The 1,419-nt window shown below is 71.4% G+C and carries 1 protein-coding gene and 1 pseudogene; both read right to left on the bottom strand.

The window, feature by feature from the left end; all coding sequences use genetic code 11:
* Nucleotides 1-121 precede the first annotated feature (121 nt).
* A complete protein-coding gene (locus tag ACFYW1_RS38945) occupies nucleotides 122-1,150 on the bottom strand; it encodes an NAD-dependent epimerase/dehydratase family protein (RefSeq protein WP_389004566.1) in 1,029 nt (342 codons plus the stop codon).
* 6 nt (nucleotides 1,151-1,156) lie between these two features.
* Nucleotides 1,157-1,419, bottom strand: a pseudogene (locus tag ACFYW1_RS38940) (carbohydrate ABC transporter permease); the annotation flags it as partial.

Below are 1,419 nucleotides of genomic sequence, written 5' to 3'. Positions count from 1 at the left end.
TCCATCGGAGTGCGCGCCGGGGCTGAGGCGGTAGCCGAGGAGGGTACGGGTTGGGGAGTGGTCGCGGCTACGGGGCCGGGTGCAGGCGCGGTCATGGCTACGGGTGTACGGGACACGGGGATCAGAACCTTCCGTCGCGGACCTGGAACTTGGTGGGCTTGCCGGACAGTGGCAGGCCGCGGTGCAGCCAGTCGGCCTGCCATTCGACGAGGGTGCGCAGGGGGACGTCGGGGTAGCCGAACAGGGCGTGGCAGCGGCTGGCGTCGGAGAGCAGTGCGGTGGGCGCCTCCTCGCCGGCGAGGACCGGTTCCTGGCCGAACTCCTCGCCGAACCAGTGGGCGAGGCGGCGGACCGAGGCGGTTTCGGGGCCGGTGAGGTTGAGGGTGAACGCCGAGTGGTCGGTGGCGTGGAGGAGGGTGCGCAGGGCGACCTCGTTGGCGTATCCCTGCCATACCACGTTGGCGTGGCCGGTCGTCACGTCGACGGGCTCGCCGGTGTGGACGCGGTGGGCGATGTCGGCGAGGACGCCGTAGCGGAGGTCGACGGCGTAGTTGAGGCGGATGTTGGCGATCCTGGTGCCGCGGGTCAGGGCGGCGTGGTCGAAGATCCGCTCCCGGCCCAGGCAGGACATGGCGTACTCGCCGACCGGGCCGATGGGGTCGGTTTCGGTGCAGCCGCCGGAGGAGACCGGCACCAGCGGGTACACGTTGCCGGTGGAGAACGCGGCGATCCGCGCGGTGGGCCAGCGGCGTGTGACCCGGTCCGGCAGGGCGGCGTTGACGGCCCAGGCGTGCGAGGGGGCCCCGGCGGAGCCGAACTTGGCGCCGACCATGAAGACGACGTTCCCGGCGTCGGGCAGTGCGGCCAGGTCGGCGGTGGGGTCCATCAGGTCGAAGGCGACGGTGGAGATGCCGGCGGCCTCCAGCTCGTCGGCCGCGGTCTTGTCGGACCAGCGGGAGACCGCGTACACGGTCACGTCGGTGCGGCCCGCGGCGTCCAGGGCCCGGCGGGCCAGCCGGCACAGGCTGGGGCCCATCTTGCCGCCGGCGCCGAGGATGAGCAGGTCGCCCTCCAGGCGCCCGAGGTCGGCGATCAGCGCGGGGGAGGGGGTGGCGAGCCGCTCTTCGAGCGCGGCCTCATCGGTGAACACGAGTGTTTATCCCTTGATTCCGGACGCGGTGACGCCCTCGGTGAAGTAGCGCTGGCCCACCATGTACGCGGCGAAGATGGGCACGAACGCGATGACGGAGCCGGAGAGCACCACGTTGAGCGGCACGTTCTGCTGCTGGAGCGAGGCGATGCCGACGGTGAGGGTGCGCATGTCGGTGGACTGGCCGATGACCAGCGGCCACAGGAAGTCGTTCCAGTGCCACAGGAAGACGAAGACGCCGAGCGTGGCCAGGATCGGCTTCAGCAACG

It is taken from the genome of Streptomyces sp. NPDC002669 (genome assembly GCF_042889165.1).
Taxonomy (GTDB): domain Bacteria; phylum Actinomycetota; class Actinomycetes; order Streptomycetales; family Streptomycetaceae; genus Streptomyces.
This window is presented reverse-complemented; position numbering and strand designations above follow the sequence as displayed.